This is a genomic window from Xanthomonas hawaiiensis, assembly GCF_031834635.1.
Taxonomy (GTDB): Bacteria; Pseudomonadota; Gammaproteobacteria; order Xanthomonadales; family Xanthomonadaceae; genus Xanthomonas_A; species Xanthomonas_A sacchari.
In genome coordinates this window covers 665,379-683,103 of record NZ_CP115873.1, presented here as the reverse complement: position 1 = coordinate 683,103, position 17,725 = coordinate 665,379, and the positions used below count along the sequence as shown (strand labels likewise).

At 70.2% G+C, this 17,725-nt stretch carries 18 protein-coding genes; 6 read left to right on the top strand and 12 right to left on the bottom strand.

What is annotated here, in order from left to right:
- Positions 1–70: 70 nt before the first annotated feature.
- From PG878_RS03015 to PG878_RS02985, 7 genes are all read right to left on the bottom strand, one after another.
- Complete coding sequence (locus PG878_RS03015; protein WP_209032240.1) at positions 71–1,390, bottom strand: L-fuconate dehydratase; 1,320 nt, start codon at positions 1,388–1,390, stop codon at positions 71–73.
- Positions 1,391–1,637: 247 nt separating this feature from the next.
- Positions 1,638–2,495, bottom strand: a complete 858-nt coding sequence (locus PG878_RS03010; RefSeq protein ID WP_209032241.1) for a fumarylacetoacetate hydrolase family protein — start codon at positions 2,493–2,495, stop codon at positions 1,638–1,640.
- A gap of 33 nt (positions 2,496–2,528) precedes the next feature.
- Positions 2,529–3,275 (bottom strand): SDR family oxidoreductase, encoded by a 747-nt coding sequence (locus tag PG878_RS03005; RefSeq protein WP_209032242.1) that lies wholly within the window; start codon positions 3,273–3,275, stop codon positions 2,529–2,531.
- Positions 3,276–3,306: 31 nt separating this feature from the next.
- Positions 3,307–4,188 (bottom strand): amidohydrolase family protein, encoded by an 882-nt coding sequence (locus tag PG878_RS03000; RefSeq protein ID WP_209032243.1) that lies wholly within the window; start codon positions 4,186–4,188, stop codon positions 3,307–3,309.
- The gene (locus tag PG878_RS02995; RefSeq protein WP_209032244.1) at positions 4,185–5,219 is read right to left on the bottom strand and encodes an aldo/keto reductase; all 1,035 of its coding nucleotides are present in this window, start codon (positions 5,217–5,219) and stop codon (positions 4,185–4,187) included. The genes PG878_RS03000 and PG878_RS02995 overlap by 4 nt, the downstream gene beginning before the upstream one ends.
- A 387-nt stretch (positions 5,220–5,606) precedes the next feature.
- Positions 5,607–5,978: a hypothetical protein gene (locus PG878_RS02990; protein ID WP_244672711.1), complete on the bottom strand. Its 372-nt coding sequence runs from the start codon at positions 5,976–5,978 to the stop codon at positions 5,607–5,609.
- An 82-nt stretch (positions 5,979–6,060) separates the two neighbouring features.
- On the bottom strand, positions 6,061–6,768 hold the full coding sequence (locus PG878_RS02985; protein ID WP_209032338.1) for an HAD hydrolase-like protein: 708 nt from the start codon (positions 6,766–6,768) through the stop codon (positions 6,061–6,063).
- 166 nt (positions 6,769–6,934) lie between these two features.
- Here PG878_RS02985 and PG878_RS02980 point away from each other — a divergent pair, with 166 nt between their 5' ends.
- The gene (locus PG878_RS02980; protein WP_184646252.1) at positions 6,935–7,153 is read left to right on the top strand and encodes a hypothetical protein; all 219 of its coding nucleotides are present in this window, start codon (positions 6,935–6,937) and stop codon (positions 7,151–7,153) included.
- 294 nt (positions 7,154–7,447) lie between these two features.
- Here PG878_RS02980 and glpK read toward each other — a convergent pair whose 3' ends face one another.
- The 4 genes from glpK to PG878_RS02960 form a co-directional block, all read right to left on the bottom strand.
- Positions 7,448–8,947 (bottom strand): glycerol kinase GlpK, encoded by a 1,500-nt coding sequence (glpK, locus tag PG878_RS02975; protein WP_209032245.1) that lies wholly within the window; start codon positions 8,945–8,947, stop codon positions 7,448–7,450.
- Between the two features lie 98 nt (positions 8,948–9,045).
- A complete protein-coding gene (locus PG878_RS02970) occupies positions 9,046–9,867 on the bottom strand; it encodes an MIP/aquaporin family protein (RefSeq protein WP_209032246.1) in 822 nt (273 codons plus the stop codon).
- 160 nt (positions 9,868–10,027) lie between these two features.
- Positions 10,028–11,542, bottom strand: a complete 1,515-nt coding sequence (glpD, locus tag PG878_RS02965) for a glycerol-3-phosphate dehydrogenase (protein ID WP_209032247.1) — start codon at positions 11,540–11,542, stop codon at positions 10,028–10,030.
- A gap of 268 nt (positions 11,543–11,810) precedes the next feature.
- Entirely contained in the window at positions 11,811–12,671 is an 861-nt protein-coding gene (locus tag PG878_RS02960; RefSeq protein ID WP_311186016.1) for a DeoR/GlpR family DNA-binding transcription regulator, read from the bottom strand.
- A gap of 141 nt (positions 12,672–12,812) precedes the next feature.
- On the opposite strand from PG878_RS02960, the gene PG878_RS02955 reads away from it, so the two are divergent.
- The gene (locus PG878_RS02955) at positions 12,813–13,286 is read left to right on the top strand and encodes a YehS family protein (RefSeq protein ID WP_010342421.1); all 474 of its coding nucleotides are present in this window, start codon (positions 12,813–12,815) and stop codon (positions 13,284–13,286) included.
- A 157-nt stretch (positions 13,287–13,443) separates the two neighbouring features.
- Entirely contained in the window at positions 13,444–14,262 is an 819-nt protein-coding gene (locus PG878_RS02950; RefSeq protein WP_209032249.1) for an HDOD domain-containing protein, read from the top strand.
- 71 nt (positions 14,263–14,333) lie between these two features.
- Here PG878_RS02950 and PG878_RS02945 read toward each other — a convergent pair whose 3' ends face one another.
- Entirely contained in the window at positions 14,334–15,476 is a 1,143-nt protein-coding gene (locus PG878_RS02945; RefSeq protein WP_209032250.1) for an exodeoxyribonuclease III, read from the bottom strand.
- Between the two features lie 74 nt (positions 15,477–15,550).
- Here PG878_RS02945 and PG878_RS02940 point away from each other — a divergent pair, with 74 nt between their 5' ends.
- From PG878_RS02940 to PG878_RS02930, 3 genes are all read left to right on the top strand, one after another.
- Positions 15,551–15,757 carry a hypothetical protein gene (locus tag PG878_RS02940; RefSeq protein ID WP_209032251.1) on the top strand — a complete coding sequence of 69 codons (207 nt, stop codon included), beginning with the start codon at positions 15,551–15,553 and terminating at the stop codon, positions 15,755–15,757.
- A gap of 153 nt (positions 15,758–15,910) precedes the next feature.
- On the top strand, positions 15,911–16,339 hold the full coding sequence (locus PG878_RS02935) for a hypothetical protein (protein WP_209032252.1): 429 nt from the start codon (positions 15,911–15,913) through the stop codon (positions 16,337–16,339).
- Between the two features lie 563 nt (positions 16,340–16,902).
- On the top strand, positions 16,903–17,685 hold the full coding sequence (locus PG878_RS02930) for a lysophospholipid acyltransferase family protein (protein WP_209032253.1): 783 nt from the start codon (positions 16,903–16,905) through the stop codon (positions 17,683–17,685).
- Positions 17,686–17,725: the final 40 nt, after the last annotated feature.

Below are 17,725 nucleotides of genomic sequence, written 5' to 3'. Positions count from 1 at the left end.
GGCTTCAGCCGCGACCGGTGTACCGTCCTGGTGCGCTTCCATCGCTGGAAGCGCACCAACGCCGCCAGCGTCAGCCGCCCTGCGCCGCCAGGTCCGCACTCCAGAACGGGCCGTCCGGATACAGGAACTGGGTGACCGAAGCGGCGTGCATCTCGGCCGAGAAGCCCGGTGTCGTCGGCGCCAGATAGCGGCCGTGGACGATCCGCACCGGATCGACGAAATGCTGGTGCAGGTGGTCGACGAACTCGATCGCGCGGTCTTCCATCTTGCCGGTGATGGCGACGAAATCGGCCATCGCCAGGTGCTGCACCAGTTCGCACAGACCCACACCGCCGGCGTGCGGGAACACGCGCACGCCGAACTTGGCCGCCAGCAACAAAATCGCCAGGTTCTCGTTGACGCCGCCCACGCGCGCGGCGTCGATCTGGATCAGGTCCACCGCGCCGGCCTGCAGCAACTGCTTGAACACCACCCGGTTCTGGGTGTGCTCGCCGGTGGACACCGGCACCGGGGCGATGCCGCGGCGGATCGCGGCGTGGCCAAGCACGTCGTCTGGGCTGGTCGGCTCCTCGATCCAGGCGATGTCGAATTCGGCGAGCTGGCGCATCCAGGCGATCGCCGGGCCCACGTCCCAGCGCTGGTTGGCGTCCACCGCCATGGCGATGTCCGGGCCGATCGCTTCGCGCGCCAGGCGGCAGCGGCGGATGTCGTCCTCCACGTTGGCGCCGACCTTGAGCTTGATCGTGCGGAAGCCATCGGCCACCGCTTCCTTGGCCAGGCGCACCAGCTTGTCGTCGGAATAGCCGAGCCAGCCCGGCGAGGTGGTGTAGGCAGGATAGCCCTGTTCCTGCAGCGTCTGCATGCGCTCGGCGCGCAGCGGTTCGGCGGCGCGCAACATGGCCAGCGCCTCGTCCGGGGTCAGCGCGTCGCTGAGGTAGCGGAAGTCGATCGCGGCCACCAGTTGCTCCGGCGACAGCTCGGCGATGAAGCGCCACAGCGGCTTGCCGGCGCGGCGCGCGGCCATGTCCCAGGCGGCGTTGACCACGGCGCCGATGGCCATGTGCATCACGCCCTTTTCCGGGCCCAGCCAGCGCAACTGCGAGTCGTCGGTGAGGCTGCGCGCGAACCCGCCCAGGTCGCCGATCACCGTCTCCACGTCGCGGCCGACCACGTGATGCGCCAACGCCGCCACCGCCGCGCTCTGCACGTCGTTGCCGCGGCCGATGGTGAACGCCAGGCCGTAGCCGGCGAGGCCGTCGTCGGCGTCGGTGCGCAGGCGCAGATAGGCGGCCGAATAGTCCGGATCCGGATTCATCGCATCGGAACCGTCCAGTTCGCGCGAGGTGGGGAAACGGACGTCGAAGGTCTCGAGCGCGACGATTTTGCTCATGGGGATCCTGGTCGGTGAGGCGGTGGGAAAGTCAAAAGAGCGGTGAAACAGCCCCTCTCCCCCCGGGAGAGGGGTTGGGGTGAGGGTGCGGTGGTGCAGTGATGTCACCGACCGTGCAAAACAAGAACGAAGCTAGGAGCAAGCAGCGGGATCGCTCATACGCGAGCGAAAGCCGCACCGGGATGCATTCCGAGGTGGCTTCGCCCCGGACCCTCACCCCAACCCCTCTCCCGAGGGGAGAGGGGCTTTATGCCGCGTCGTGCGGATGCGCGACGACGGCCTGGCGTTGCTCGCCCAGGCCTTCGATGCCCAGCCGCATCACGTCGCCCGGCTTCAGGTAGACCTGCGGCTTCTGCCCCAGACCCACGCCCGGCGGCGTGCCGGTGCTGATCACGTCGCCCGGCAGCAGCGTCATGTAGCGGCTGATGTGGCTGACCAGCTCGGCCACGCCGAACACCATCGTGCGGGTGCTGCCGTTCTGGTAGCGGTGGCCGTTGACCTCCAGCCACATCGACAGGTTCTGCGGATCCGGCACCTCGTCGGCGGTGACCAGCCACGGGCCGATCGGGCCGAAGCCGTCGCAGCTCTTGCCCTTCACCCACTGCCCCCCGTGTTCGAGCTGGAACGCGCGCTCGGACAGATCGTTGATCACCGCATAGCCGGCGACGTGCGCCAGCGCGTCCTCCACCGACACGTCGCGCGCGGTATCGCCGATCACCACGCCCAGTTCCACTTCCCAGTCGGTCTTGAGCGAGCCGCGCGGGATCGTCACCGTGTCGTTGGGGCCGCTGATCGCGCTGGTGGCCTTCATGAACAGCACCGGCATCTCCGGCACCGCCATGCCCGACTCGGCAGCGTGGTCGGCGTAGTTCAGCCCGACGCAGATGAACTTGCCGACGCGGCCCACGGCGGCGCCGTAGCGCACCTCGCCGTCCACCTGCGGCAGCGTGGCCGGATCGAGCGCGCGCAGCCGGGCCAGGCCGGCAGCGGTGAGATGCTCGCCGGCGACATCGTCGATCACCGCCGAGAGATCGCGCAGGTGGCCGTCGGCATCGAGCAGGGCCGGGCGTTCGTGGCCGGGTTCGCCGTAACGCAGCAGTTTCATGGGGAAATCCTCTGTCGTAGTGGGAAGGCGCGGTCAGTTCGACCAGCCGCCGTCGATGATGTGGGTCTGGCCGGTGGTGAACGAGGCCTCGTCCGAGGCCAGGTACACCACCAGCTGCGCGATCTCGCGCGGGTCGCCCAGGCGGCCCATCGGCTGGCGATCGGTGAAGCTCTTCCACACCGCCTGCTCGTCGCCGCCCAGCGCCTTGACCCGCTCGCCCAGCGACGGCGTCTTGATCGTGCCGGGGCAGATCGCGTTGCAGCGGATGCCCTTGGCCACGTAGTCGGCGGCGATGGCCTTGCTCAGGCCGATCACCGCCGCCTTGGTCACGCCGTAGGCGAAGCGATTGGGCACGCCCTTGATGCTGGACGCCACCGAGGACATGTTGACGATGCTGCCGCGGCCCTGCGCGAGCATGCCCGGCAGCACCGCCTGGCACAGGTAGTACATCGCATCGACGTTGATCGCGAACGAGCGCTTCCAGGCCGACGCGTCGCAGTCGAGGATGCTGCCCTGGTGCACGTAGCCGGCGCAGTTGAACAGCACGTCGAAGGTCGGCTGCGCCGCCACCAGCGCCTGGATCGCGGCGGGATCGGTGACGTCCAGGGTCTGGGTGACGATGCCATCGGCCTCGGCAGCCAGGGCCTGCAGCGCGGCGGCGTCGATGTCGGTGGCCAGTACTTGCGCGCCTTCGCGCGCGCAGGCCAGCGCGCTCTCGCGGCCGATGCCGGCGCCAGCGGCGGTGATCAGGCAACGCTTGCCTTGCAGACGGCCGCTCATGCGCGGCTCCCGGAAACGAACGCGAACGTGGTCATGCGGCGGGACTCCAGGTGGGGGAGGAAGCAATCGGATCGGACAGGCGATAGACGCGCCGCGCATTGCCGGCGAACACCGCCTCGGCGGCGCCGGCGGCATGCTGCGCGACCCAGGCCTGTGCCAGCGCCATCCACGCGGCGTAGTCGGCACGCTGGGTCAGCACCGGCCAGTCGCTGCCCCACAGCAGCCGCTGCGCGCCAAAGCAGGCGAACAGGTGCGCCACGTAAGGGGCAAGCGCGGGAGCGTCGATGGCGGCATTGGCCGGCAGTTCGGTGAGCAGGCCGGACAGCTTGCACACCACGTTGGGATGCTGCGCGAGCTGCGCCACGCCGTCGGCCCATGCACGGAAGTCAGCATCGCCGATGGACGGCTTGGCGGCGTGGTCCAGCACCACGCGCAATCGAGGGTGACGCTGCAGCCGTGCCAGCAGCGCCGGCAGGTGCAGCGGACGCACCAGCGCGTCGAAGGCCAGGTCGTGCTGCAGCAGCGCGTCGAAGGCCGCGTCCAGTTGCGGCCGTGCCAGCCACTGCGGATCGGCCAGGTCCTGCACCATCGGCCGCAGCCCCTTGAGCAGGCCGGCACCGTCGGCACACAGCGCGGCGATGCGCGCGGCAGCGTCGGTGGCCTCGAAATCGACCCAGCCGATCACGCCGACGATGCGCGGCTCGGCGCGCGCCAGCTGCAGCAGGTAGCGCGTTTCCGCCTCGCTCTGCGCCGCCTGCACCGCTACCAGCGCGGTCACGCCCTGCGCGTCCAGCGTCGCAGCAAGGTCTTCGGGCAGGTAGTCGCGGTACAGCACGCCCAGCTCCGGAGTCAGCCAGGCATAGTCGCCACGCGCCAGGCGCCAGAAATGCACATGGGCGTCGACGATGTTCACGGCGTCGGCACCGGCGCGCGCAGCAGGCCGTCGTCGCGCAACTGCTGCCACAGCGCGGCGGGAATCGCCGCACGCAGGCGCGTGGCGGCGCTGGCCACTTCCGCCGGCGTGCGCATGCCCGCGACCACCGTACTCACCGCCGGATGCGCCAGCGGGAACTGCAGCGCCGCTGCGCCCACGTCCACGCCGTGCGCGGCGCAGGCCGCGAACAGGCGCTGCGCGTGCTGCAGCGTGGCCGCATCCACCGGCGCGTAGTTGTAGGTGTCGCCCGGCCCGCGCGCATCGCTCAGCAGGCCCGAGCTGTACGGCCCGGCGACCAGGATGCCGACCTGCCGCTGCAGCGCCTGCGCCATGATCCGCTGCGCGGCGTGCTGTTCGAGCAGGGTGTAGCGGCCGGCCAGCATCACGCAGTCGAGCGGGAACAGCGGCATCAGTTCCACCGCCACGTCTTCCTCGTTGACGCCGATGCCGATCGCCCGGCACGCGCCCTGCGCCTTGAGCGCGGCCATCGTCGGCAAGGCCTCGTCCAGCGCCTGCCGCAGCATCGCCGGATGGCGCTCGCCGTGGGTCAGGCGGCCGATGTCGTGCAGCAGCAGCACATCGATGTGATCGGTGCCGAGCCGCTGCAGGCTGGACTCGAACGCACGCAGCACGCCGTCGCGGCTGTAGTCGAATTCGGCGCGGCGCCCGGCCACGGCGAAGCCATCGCGCCCCGGCGCGGCCGCGGCATCGTCGTAGACGCAGCGCCCGACCTTGGTCGAGAGCGTGTAGCTGGCGCGTGGCAGTCCGCGCAGGCCCTGCCCCAGGCGTTGCTCGCTCAGCCCGTAGCCGTAGTACGGCGCGGTGTCGAAATGGCGGATGCCGGCGGCATAGGCGTCGGCCACTGCGGCCAGCGCCACCGCATCGTCCACCTCGGCGTACAGATTGCCGATCGGCGCAGCGCCGAAGCCCAGGGTGGACAGGTGCACGCCACTGCGGCCCAGCGCGCGTGGCGCCAGGGCGGCGTCGGCGGCGACAGCGCTCAGCGTCATGCGCGCAGACCCGGAACGACGGCCACAGCGGATCGCCCACGGACGCGCGAGGGACGGGAGTTGCTGGGGTCACGCATGGCACGCCTCTGCCCGGGATCGGGCGCGATGAAGGAAGGCCGCAGCATGCACGCCCGGAATGGCGATGGGCATGGCGACTGTTCGCATATGAATATAGCAATCACAAGTGAACAATCAACCTGCAGCGCAGCAATTGCGCTCGGCGTGCGCCGGGCCAGCCGGCGCATGGCGTGGCCGAGCCCGATGGCACCCGATGCGCCCCTGGATGCCGCAGCCTCGGTCGCGACGCATGCCACTGGGCACGCCGGGGAACGGGATCGGCAGTTCCCTTTGCGCCGCGCGCCTGCCGCCTCGCTCGGGTCGGTGGACTCAGCGCGTGGCCGGCCGCGTGCCGAAGGCCAGGCAGGTCGCCTTGCGGTCGAACTGCAGCGCCACGCGCATGCGCCCCTCGGTCATCGGCCGCACGATCCACTGCACCTGCGCCTTGCCGAAGCCGGACGTCACCACCGGAATGGCCAGGAACCAGCTCGGTCCCGGCCCGACGCAGTACCAGAACGCATCGGCGGTCTGCAGCGCGGCACCAGGTGCGATCGAATACACATGGCCGTAGCTGCCCTCGATGGTCTGCCTGGATCGCTTGACCACGGTCAGGTCGCTGCCACGCAACGGCCCGCGCTCGCCCGGAAACGCCTGCTCGCGGAACGACACCTCCAGCAGGTCCGTCACCTGGCTGCGCCCCATGCGATAAAGCGCTCCGATCGACAGGGCGGCGCTGCCCAGGAGACGACCGCGATCACGCCCGCGACCACATAGGGCAACCACGTCATGCATCGCCGCCCACGGCCGCGCAGGCGCCGCGCGCGCCGGCCTGCGTCAGACGCGACTGCGTGCAGGCACCGGCGCCAAGCACCAGCGCCCGCAGCGCGTCCGGCCGCTGCAGCAACGGCAGCGGCGTGTGCGACTGCAGGGCCGCCGGCAAGGTGTAGCCCCAGGCGACGCCTGCAAACGCGATGCCGGCCTGGCGCGCGGCCTCGGCATCGCGGATCTCGTCGCCCACGCACAGCGCCCGCGCAGCGGGAACGCCGCAGGCGCGCAGGCTGGCGCGCAGCTTGCGGCGCTTGCCCAGCACCGCCGCGCCGCAGCGCACGTCGCGGAACTGCGCGAGCAGCGCCGGGCCGAGCACGTGCGCGACGTTGGCATGGCTGTTGGACGTGACCAGAGCCAGGTGCACCCCGGCCTGTGCCAATTGCGCGAGCAGGTCGGCGATGCCGTCGAACAACGCGATGCGCGCGATCTGCGCGCTCATCAGCGCGCGCATGCGTTGCGCCACCGCCGGCACGCGCCACCAGCGCAGGCCGCTGCGCGCCATCAGCTCGCGCGCGCTCAGGCTGCGGATCTCGTCCAGTCGCGCCACGTCGAAGCGGCGGAAGCCGAACTCGTCGGCGACGCCATTGATGGTCGCCAGGAACCAGGGGAAGGAGTCGGCCAGGGTGCCGTCGAAATCGAAGATGACCAGGTCGTAGTGGCGCATGCGGCGCCAGCATGCCGGAGCGTTGGAGTCGGCGCCAGCGCTGGGCAAGCCGATCGCGGCGGCATGGCGCACGGCGTGGCCGGCCTTTCATCCTGCCTTGGCATGCGCTTCACCCGCACGCGCTGCCGTGGCGCGCACGCTGGACCCTCATCGCACGGAGAGGCCCATGCACATGCAATCCCCCAATCCCGGCCAGGACCCGCAGCAGCCACCGAACGAGGTGCCGGGCCAGGTCCCGAACCCCGGTGTCGACCCGACTCCGGATCGCCCGATCGACCCGATCCCCGACCAGCCGACCGACCCGACCATTCCGCCGATCCAGGACCCGGTCGGCGGCGTGGATTCCCCGGTGCCGGGCCCGCGCGGGCCGACGCAGTACGTCTGAACCGTCGCCGCGCGGATTGCAGCGGGAGCGGCCGTTGCGGGAACGGCAACGGTGCAACGGTTGCGACTGAAGGACGGCGACCGGGCTTTCGCTGGCATGCCCGTCGCGGCTGAAGCCGCTCCTACGAGACTCAATGTCGAGGCGGCCAGGTTCGCGGCAGCGCGAACGATGACCCAGCCTAGCTGCCGACAGACGCAAGAGACTCCGCCTTCGTAGGAGCGGCTTCAGCCGCGACCAGGCCTTCCCAGGAACGCCCGGTCCCGGTTGAAACCGCTCCTACGTGTTCTGCCCGCCTCAACGGATCCGGAAGCCCATCGTCGCCTCCACCGCCTGCTGCCAACCGGCATACAGCGCCTCACGACGCTCGGCCGGCATGTCCGGCTCGAAGCGGCGGTCCACCGCCCACTGCTGCGCGATCTCCGCACGGTCCTTCCAGAAGCCCGTGGCCAGGCCGGCCAGGTAGGCCGCACCCAGCGCGGTGGTCTCGGCCACCTCCGGTCGCAGCACCGGCACGTCCAGGATGTCGCTCTGGAACTGCGCCATGAAGTCGTTGGCGATGGCGCCGCCGTCGGCGCGCAGTTCCTTCAGTTCGATGCCCGAATCGACCTGCATCGCGGTCAGCACGTCGCGGGTCTGGTACGCCATCGACTCGAGCGCGGCGCGGATGAAGTGTTCCTTGGTGGTGCCGCGGGTCAGGCCGAACACCGCGCCGCGGATGTCGCTGCGCCAGTACGGCGCGCCTAGGCCGACGAAGGCCGGCACGATGTACACGCCGTCGTTGTCGCCGGCGCGCTCGGCGTAGGCCTGCGAGTCGCTGGCCTTGCCGAGCATGCGCAGGCCGTCGCGCAGCCACTGCACCACCGAGCCGGCCACGAAGATCGCACCTTCCAGCGCGTACTCCACCTTGCCGTCCACGCCCCAGGCGATGGTGGTGAGCAGGCCGTTCTTCGACGCCACGGCCTTCTCGCCGGTGTTCATCAGCATGAAACAGCCGGTGCCGTAGGTGTTCTTGGCCATGCCCGGCTCGAAGCAGGCCTGGCCGAACAGCGCCGCCTGCTGGTCGCCGGCGATCCCCGCGATCGGCACCGCGTGGCCGTAGAAATACTGGCCCTGGGTGTCGCCGTAGATCTCGCTGGACGAGCGCACCTCCGGCAGCATCGAGGCGGGGATGCCGAGCAGTTGCAGCAGTTCCTCGTCCCAGCGCAGTTCGTGGATGTTGTACAGCAGCGTGCGCGAGGCATTGGTGTAGTCGGTGACGTGGACCTTGCCGCCGGTGAGGTTCCAGATCAGCCAGCTGTCGATGGTGCCGAAGGCCAGCTCGCCGCGCTCCGCGCGTTCGCGCGCGCCCTCGACGTGGTCGAGGATCCACTTGACCTTGGTGCCGGAGAAATACGCATCGATCAGCAGGCCGGTCTTGGCCCGCACCATGTCCTCGTGGCCGTCGGCCTTGAGCTGGTCGCAGATGTCCTTGGTCTGCCGCGACTGCCAGACGATGGCGTTGTAGATCGGCTGGCCGGTGGCGCGATCCCATACCACCGCGGTCTCGCGCTGGTTGGTGATACCGATGCCGGCGATCGCGCTGGCATCCACCTGGTGGTTGTTGAGCAGCTCGGTGATCGTGGTGTAGACGCTGGTCATGATCTCGCGCGGGTTGTGCTCGACCCAGCCCGGCTGCGGGAAGATCTGCGAGAACTCGCGCTGAGCCATGCCGACGCTGCGGCCCTGGCGGTCGAACAGGATCGCGCGCGAACTGGTGGTGCCCTGGTCGATGGCCAGGATGAACTGCTTTTCCATCGGAGACTCCTGCGGGATGCACGCCGCGCGCAGGCGCGGCGCCAACGGGGAAGGGGGACGCGCGCCAAGCGCGCGGGAACGAACGCGCTGCCGACGCGCTAGCCGCGGCGCGCGGCGGCCTGTTCTTCCTCCAGCGCTTTCACCCGCGCCGGCAGGAACGGATAGATCAGCAGCTGGTAGGCGGCGCCACCGATCACCCCGCCGATCAGCGGGCCGACGATCGGGATCCACCAGTAGTTGTCGACCGACGGCAGCGCCGAGGAGCCCCAGCCGGCGACGTAGGCGAACAGGCGCGGGCCGAAGTCGCGCGCCGGGTTGATCGCCCAGGCTTCCAGATAGCCCATCGAGGCGCCGATGGTGGCCACCAGCAGGCCGATGATCAGCGCACCGGAGTTGGCGGTGGGCGCGGCCTCGTTGTAGCGCTCGGTGATGGCGAAGATGCCGAAGATCAGGAACGCGGTCAGGATCACCTGGTCGCGCAGCGCGTGCATCGGCGTGATCGCCAGGCCCGGCGCGGTGAAGAACACCCCGGCCGCACCGCCGCCGGCGCGGGTCAGGTGCTGCGCCTGGTTGTAGTGATCGATCACCGGCGCGAACAGCAGGTAGACGATCCATGCGCCGAGGAACGCACCGATCACCTGGGCCACCCAGTACGGCAGTACCTTGGGCCAGGGAAAGCCGCGGTACAGCGCCAGCGCCAGGGTCACCGCCGGATTGGCGTGGGTGCCGGACACCGAGCCGGTGACGTAGATGGCGATGGTCACCGCCAGGCCCCAGGCGATGCACACGCCCCAGTAGGCGTGCTGGTAGGGGCTGGGGTCGTAGAGCACGTACATGCATGCCACCGAGCAGCCGAAGGCGATGATGATCAGCATCGCGATCGCCTCGGAAATCAGTTCGCCCACCAATTGCCGGCTCATGCCCATGCCTCCCGGCCTGCCGTCGTTGCCGCTGTCGATCCACCCATGTCTGCCACCCTCCACGGTTGCGTCCAGGTTCGTGCGCCGCGGCGGGGGCCGGGCGCAGCGCGATTGTGCACGCGCCGCCGCGGCCCGAACCGGGCCGGCGGCAGCGTTTTGGTCAAGCCGGTGCCGCAGCCAGCGTGGCCGGCGCCTGTTGCAGGTAGGCGACCAGGCGCTGGCGGCCGGCAGCGTCGACCCGCAGGCCGAGCTTGCTGCGCCGCCACAGCAGGTCTTCGGCCTCCACCACCCACTCGTGCTGGCGCAGGTAGTCGACCTCGGCCTGGTACAGATCGGCGCCGAAGTGCTGGCCCAGATCCTGCAGCGAGGCCGCGTCGCCCAGCAGCGTTTCGGCGCGAGTGCCGTAGTTGCGCGCCAGCCGCTGCGCGGTCGCCTCGGCCAGCCACGGCCGCGCTGCGCGCAGTTCGCGCGCCAGCGTGGCGATGTCGTTGCGTTCGCCACCGGGCAGCGGCGCCCCGTGCGCGGTCCAGGCCGGCGCCTTGCGCCCGGCATGCGCGGTCAGCCGGTCCACCGCCTCCTCGGCCAGCTTGCGGTAGGTGGTGAGCTTGCCGCCGAACACGTTGAGCAGGGCCGCGCCGTCGCGCGCGTCCAGTTCCAGCAGGTAGTCGCGGGTGACCTCGGCGGCGTTGTCCTCCTCGTCGTCGAGCAGCGGGCGCACGCCGCTGTAGCTCCACACCACGTCGTCCGGGGCGATCTGCTTGCGGAAGTAGCGGTTGGCCGCCTCGCACAGATAGCGCGTCTCCTCGCCGTCGATGCGCGGCGCGGCCGGGTCGGCGCGGTAGTCGACGTCGGTGGTGCCGATCAGGGTGTAGTCCTGCTCGTAGGGAATGGCGAAGACGATGCGCCGGTCCGGCTGCTGGAAGATGTAGGCGTGGTCGTGCTCGAACAGCCGCGGCACCACGATGTGGCTGCCCTTGACCAGGCGCAGCGCGTGGTCGTGGCCGACGTGCGCCACCTCGTCCAGGAACTGCACCGCCCACGGCCCGGCGGCGTTGACCAGCGAACGCGCGCGCAGTTCTTCGCGGCGGCCGTCGGCGTGCTGCAGCTGCACCTGCCACAGGCCGTCGACCCGGCGTGCGCCGACGCAGCGGGTGCGGGTGAGGATGCGCGCACCGCGCTGCGCGGCGTCCATCGCATTGAGCACCACCAGCCGCGCATCCTGCACCCAGGCATCGGAATAGACGAAGCCGGTGCGGAACTCCTCGCGCAGCGGCGCGCCCACCGGATGCGTGCGCAGCGCCAGACGCCGCGAGCCCGGCAGGGTGCGGCGGCCGCGGCCGAGGTGGTCGTACAGGAACAGGCCGGTGCGGATCATCCACGCCGGGCGCAGGTGCGGCTGGTGCGGCAGCAGGAAGCGCAGCGGCCAGATGATGTGCGGGGCCAGCCGCAGCAACACCTCGCGTTCGGCCAGGGCCTTGCCGACCAGGGCGAACTCGTACTGCTCCAGGTAGCGCAGTCCGCCATGGATCAGCTTGGTGCTGGCGCTGGAGGTATGCGCGGCCAGATCGTCGCGCTCGCACAGGCACACCGACAGGCCGCGGCCCACCGCATCGCGGGCGATGCCCACGCCGTTGATGCCGCCACCGACCACCAGCACATCGTAGGTCTCACGCATAGCCGACTCCGGAAGTGTCGTGTCCCGGCACCGGCACGCTCACCGGGTTCAGGACTGGGGACGAAAAGATCGTAAACGAACATTTCCGAACATATCACGCTGCACTGCAGCGTGACGTCGACGGCATCCTGAAACCTGCCGTTGGAGACGGCCAGGCGGGCACGCGGGGCCACTGCGGCGCGACGATCGCGCCACATCACGCAACATTAACGAAACAATCCGAACACACGCCCTGTGACCACCGCGGCGGCGGCGAGGCCGGCCTCGCTCAGTCCGCGGCCGCGTCCAGCGCCGGCGCACTCTGGTCGGCCGCATCGCCCTCGGCGACGAAGACGCGGGTGCCGGCCGCATCCAGTACCGCGGCCAGCTCGGCCGGCGGCGCGCGATCGGTGAACCAGGCGTGCACCCGCCCGATCGGCCCCAGCCGCACCATCGCATTGCGGCCGAGCTTGCTGTGGTCGGCGGCCAGGAACACCTGCCGCGAGTGCTCGATGATCGCCTGCGCCACCCGCACCTCGTGGAAGTCGAAATCCAGCAGGGTGCCGTCCGGGTCGATACCGGAAATGCCGATCACGCCGAAATCCACCTTGAACTGGCGGATCAGTTCGATGGTGGCCTCGCCGGTGACGCCCTGATCGCGGCCGCGCACGCGCCCGCCGGCCACCATCACCTCGAAGCTGGGATTGGCGCTCATCATCACCGCGACGTTGAGGTTGTTGGTGATCACGCGCAGGCCGCTGTGGCCCATCAGCGCGCGCGCCACGTCCTCGTTGGTGGTGCCGATGTTGATGAACAGCGAGGCGTCGTCGGGAATGTGCTGCGCCAGCAGCGTGGCGATGCGCCGCTTCTCCTGCGCCTGCAGCGACTTGCGCGCCGCATAGGCGAGGTTTTCCACGCTCGACGGCAGGCTCACCCCGCCGTGGTAGCGGCGCAGCACGCCGGCTTCGCACAGCAGGGTCAGGTCGCGGCGGATGGTCTGCGGCGTCACCTCGAAACGCGCCGCCAGCCCTTCCACCTCGGCATAGCCCTGCTGGCGCACCAGCGCCACCAACTGCTCCTGGCGCGGATTGAGCGCGGCCACCGCGCTCGGCTTGGGAATCGAATGGTCCATGCGCCGATGATGGCGCATGCGCCCGAGGATGCAAACGCGCCGCGTGCATACCCTCGGTGAACCGCAGCCATGGCCTGGGCCTGCGCGGTCTACGCGTCGATGCGGGGCAGCGCCTAGACTAGCGCCCCTCGCCAGGCTCCCGGCACTTCCGCACCGATCATGCTCAACAACGACATCCTGCGCTCCATCCGCTACATGCTCGACCTGAGCGACCAGAAGATCGTCGATCTGGCGCACCTCGCCGATCCCGCGTTCCCGATCGACAAGGCGCAGATCCCGGCGTGGCTGAAGAAGGAGGACGAAGAGGGCTTCGTCGAATGCAGCGATGCGGTGCTGGCGCATGTGCTGGACGGACTGGTGTTCCACTACCGCGGCCGCGACGAGAGCCTGCCGCCGCGCCCGGTGGAGGCGCGCATCACCAACAACGTGGTGCTGAAGAAGCTGCGCGTGGCGTTCCAGCTCAAGGACGTGGACATGCACCAGATCTTCGACGCCGCCGGTTTCCCGGTGTCCAAGCCGGAACTGTCGGCGCTGTTCCGGCAGCCGGAACACAAGAATTTCCGCCTGTGCGGCGACCAGCTGCTGCGCAACTTCCTCAAGGGCCTGACCCTGCGCGTGCGCGGCGCCGGCTGAGCCGCATCCTCCGCTGCACCAGGGCGCGGCCGTCGCCGCGGGACCGGTTTTCCACACGCCGGCCATCGCGAATCGGTAGGATGCGCGCATTCCGCCACCGTGGCGGCGCGGCCGCCTGCCGGCCCTGCCCGCCTCCCGTTCCGTTCCGAGGGTCCCCATGAAGCTAGAGGCGCTGTTCGACCAGTTGCACACCCTGCCGACCATTCCCCAGGTGGCGCAGGACCTGATCCTGCAGTTCGATGCGCCGGGCACCAGCCTGGACGCGGTGGCGCGCAACATCGAGCGGGACCCGGTGATCGCGGCTAAGGTGCTGCGGCTGGCCAATTCGGCGCGCTTCCGCGGCGCACGCGACTCCACCACGGTGGAAGACGCGGCGCTGCGCCTGGGCTTCAACACCTTGCGCACCCTGGTGCTGGCCTCCTCGGTGACCGGCGCGTTCCATGCGCCGGCGCATTTCGACCTGCGCGCGTTCTGGCTGCACAGCTTCGAAGTGGCCGGCGTGTGCCGGCTGCTGGCGCGGCAGAAGGGCCTGGACGCGGAGACCGCGTTCACCTGCGGCATGATGCACAACATCGGCGAACTGCTGATCCAGACCGGCGCGCCCGACTACGCCGCGCAACTGCACCCGGATGCCTCGTCCAGCGGCCGCGCCGCCGACGAGACCGTGCAACTGGGCTTCGGCTACCCGGAAGTGGGCGCCGAGCTGGCGCGGCGCTGGCACCTGCCGCAGGTGATCCAGACCGCCATCGCCTTCCAGGCGCGGCCGCTGCAGGCGCCGGAAGGCGAGCCGATGCCGAAGATCGTCGCCCAGGCCGCGCTGGTCGCCGACGCGCTGGAGCGCCACGGCGGCGCCAACGACCAGGCGCGGCAGGCGGTGACCGGCCCGCTGCTGGACGACGTGGACCTGGATGCGCTGTTCGCCGCGCTGCCGGACGTGATCGAAGCCGATCGCGCCTTTACCGAAATGTTGAAGTAAGGGAAGCCGCCGGGACGCGGCCGTAACGCGGGGTCGGTACCTCCCCCGCTTCGCCGTGCCCTCATCCGGCGCTACGCGCCCCCTTCTCCCGGTGGGAGAAGGGGTGGTTTGCGGCGTTTGCCGCCGCGCGCGGGCGTCGGCGGCCCTGCGGTCGCAGCGCGCGGCTTGCGCGCTTTCGGCGTCTGCGCTTTTGTCGTCTTTGCCTTTGTCGTCTTTGCGCTTGTCGTCTTTGTTGCCGGCGTTGGCTTAGTCGATTTCGCTGCGGTCCTGGCCGTCGTCTTGCCGTTGCTCCGCGCTGCCGCCTTCGCCGCTGGCGACGTCGCGCCAGACGCGGATGTACGTGCAGACTTCTTCGCAGCGCCGCGCGTGGTCTTGCTTCCAGCGCCCTCGACACTGCGCCCCGGCTTGACCAACGATTTGCCGCGGGCCGGCGCCGGGCCCAGAGTGACCCAGGTCGGCGCATGGTCGCTGGCATGCGGCAGGTCGCGCACCCAGCGGTCCACGCCGGCATCGCGCAGGCGCGCGGCCAGCGGCGGATTCAACAGCAGGTGGTCGATGCGCAGCCCGGCATCGCGCTGCCAGTGCTGGCGGAAATAATCCCAGAACGTGTACACGCGGCGCTCGCCGTGCACCTGGCGCAGGCTGTCGGTCCAGCCCTGCGCCAGCAGTTCGGCATAGGCCTGGCGGCTCTCCGGCTGCAGCAACGCGTCGCGCCGCCACGAGGCCGGGTTGTAGATGTCCGCATCGGTGGGCACCACGTTGAAGTCGCCGATCAGGGCCACCGGATGCGGCAGCGCCACCAGTTGCTGTGCATGCCGCTGCAGGCGCGCGAACCAGTCCAGCTTGTAGTCGAATTTGGGACCCGGGCGCGGATTGCCGTTGGGCAGGTACAGGCAGCCGACCAGCACGCCGTGCGCCATCGCCTCGATGTAGCGGCTCTGGGTGTCGCGCGGATCGCCGGGCAGGCCGCGCCGGCTCTCGACCGGATCGCAGCCTTTGGCCAGCAGCGCCACGCCGTTCCAGCCCGACTGCCCCATCCACACCGCGCCGTAGCCGGCAGCATGCAGCTCGGCCAATGGAAACCCCGCATCCACGCTCTTGAGTTCCTGCAGCCCGACGATGTCCGGCGCCTCGCGCTGCAGCCACTGCAGCAGCTGCGGCAAGCGGCTGCGGATGCCGTTGACGTTGTAGGTGGCGATCTTGAGCGTCTTCATCCGGCGCGCCTGCAGAACCTGCCATCACCTTGGCCCCGCTACCCTCGCTGCATCGTGAAAACGGGAGCCGCCGCATGACCCCGCTCGACAGACCCCTGCGCCGCGCACTGGAGATCGACGGCGTGCACTACACCCTGACCGTGGATCCGGACGGCTTGAAGCTCACCGAGAAGGGCCGGCGCAAGGGCCTGGACTTGCGCTGGAGTGCGCTGGTCAGCGGCGACGCCGCCTTGGCCACCGCGCTGCAGGCCTCGCTGGCCGATCGTCCGGGCAAGCGCTGAGCGCAAGCGCGCCGGGCGCCGCGCGGGCAAACGTGGCCGCCGATGGTGCTATCGTCGCGCCTTCGGCAACCAGCAGGGAGCGGGCGGATGCACAGGCACAACGGTAGAGCTGTCGAGAACAGTCAACGACGGGCTCGGCGCACCGGATGGAGCATGGGCCCGCTGCTGCTCGCCCTGCTGCCCCTGGCGACGCACGCCGCGCCGGACGTGCCGGACAGCCTGCGCGTGTCCAGCACCACGACCTACGCCGCAGGCACGCCCGAGTGGCGGCAGGTACGCGATTGGCTGGCACAACACCGGACGCGCAGCGACGACGCGCGCATGGGCAATCTCGACCAGCTCGGCCCCATCGTCCTGACCTACGCGCGGGCGCTGCATGGCGTCCAGACCCGTGCGCCCGAACCGCTGCCGCTACCCGACCAGGGCGCGCCAGGCGACAGCATCGCCATCGCCAGCTGCATCGGCGGCGTGAGGCAGTCGTGGCTTTACGACGTCCAGACGCGCCCCGCGAATGCGTGGACCCTTACATCGTTTGCCACCTCGCAGACTGCGGATTGCAAGCAGGCCGATGGCACGCCCTGACGCCGCAACCTGCCGCACCTGCGCAGGTGCGGCTTGCGCCGGTGCCAGCCGTTCTTTTTTGCCGCGACGCGTCGAGGCCCACAGGCTCTGGTACCGCGACGGGTCCCATCGGTGACGCCTCGCGGCTGAAGCCGCTCCTACGGTGCGCCTCGCAGGGGTGATGGGGTTCCCTTCGGCGGCGACGGCGTCAACACCGCTGGGCATCGACCACGCAGACCGTGCCTCCTACCCGACACACGCACCGCAAATTCCCGCAGGAGCGGCTTCAGCCGCGACGAACGAAGCAGACCAGCCATCCGTTCCTGCAAGCAGTCGGGACTGAAGTCCCTCCCACAATGCCTCCAGCCGGCACATCGCCGGTCCCTGTAGGAGCGGCTTCAGCCGCGACGCGGAACAGCCAGCGCGCGCCGGACCGCCGGCAGGACACCCATGGATGCTGAAGTACACATGCCTCGGCTACCATCGCCGCGGGCGCGCCGCCGCGCGTGCCGACCGTGCCCTCACCTGCGACCCCGATGCCTTCCGCTTCGTCCCGACCTGCTGCAGACACCCTGATTGGCCGCGTGCGCGCCATCGTCCGGCTCACCGTCTGCATCGCGGCCAGCCTGCTGCTGATCCCGCCGCAGTGGCTGCTGATGCGCTTCACCCGCGGCCGCGGCGCGTTCGTGCTGCCGCGGCTGTGGTTCGGCTGCCTGCGGCACGCATTGGGCATTCGCGTCGAGGTCGTGGGCGCGCCGCGCGACGCGGGCGGCACGCTGTTCGTCGGCAACCACATCTCGCATTTCGACATCGTGGTGCTGGGCAGCCTGCTGCGCGCGCGTTTCATCGCCAAGAACGACATGGAACGCTGGCCGGGCATGCGCCACATCGGCGCGCTGGCGCAGACCGTGTTCATCAGCCGGCGTCGTCAGGATGCGGCCGCTGTGGCCGCCGCCGTGGCCGCGCAACTGCGCCCGGATCACGACGTGGTGCTGTTCGCCGAAGGCACCACCTCTTCCGGCGTGCGCGTCGCGCCATTCAAGTCCAGCCTGTTCTCGCTGTTCCTCAGCGCCGATCCGGGCGCGCGACAGTGGACGCTGCAGCCGTTCACGCTGGACGTGCGAAGTGTCGATGGACAACCGATCGCACAGGGCGGCGATCGCGATGCCTACGCCTTCTACGGCGAAATGCAGGCCGGCGCGCACGTCGCGCATTTCCTGCGCCTGTCCGGTGCGGTGATCAGGGTGACCTTCCACGCACCGATCGCGGTGGCGCCGGGCAGCGATCGCAAGGCGCTGGCCGCGCAGCTGCATGGCATCGTGGCCTCGGCACTGCCGGCTGCGCCGGCGGAGGCGGCCGCGGCGTAGGCCGGCGCCCTACGCCAATCGACGCGCGCGCAAGAGGCGC